The organism is Xenorhabdus sp. NBAII XenSa04, assembly GCF_963866145.1.
Taxonomy (GTDB): Bacteria; Pseudomonadota; Gammaproteobacteria; order Enterobacterales; family Enterobacteriaceae; genus Xenorhabdus; species Xenorhabdus indica.
Map to the genome: position 1 here is coordinate 1 of NZ_CAWMEB010000162.1, position 373 is coordinate 373.

A 373-nucleotide genomic window follows, 5' to 3' on the forward strand; every position below is an offset into this window, starting at 1 on the left:
TTCCATGACACATTTGGTGCCAAAGTCCGCTTTGATCAAAGCAGGAATATGAAATTACGCGTGGGCACGACGATAGACTACAGCCAAAAGTGGCACGATGATCAGAGCAAGGATGAAAAAACCGCTAATCTTTACGCCCTTTTCAACATTCGTCAGGAACTTCTGGAGCGTAATGACGCGGTTGATGTGGCTAATGTTGCCTTCCTCAGTGGGAATGACCTCACTTGGGGTGAGACAGGTGTCGGGGGTTCCTATAATTGGAATAAGGGTAATTCTTTTGTCTATGGCCAGACTTCAGTTAACACCAGCCTGAATAATTTTGCAGACAGCTATGAACTGAGTGCAAAAATTGGTCTAAGGATGACGTGGTGAT

Annotated in this window: 1 protein-coding gene; it reads left to right on the forward strand. The window is 45.3% G+C overall.

What is annotated here, in order from left to right:
- The coding region (locus AAC147_RS07310; RefSeq protein ID WP_047686145.1) for an autotransporter outer membrane beta-barrel domain-containing protein at positions 1-372 on the forward strand (372 nt) is incomplete at its 5' end.
- Position 373: the final 1 nt, after the last annotated feature.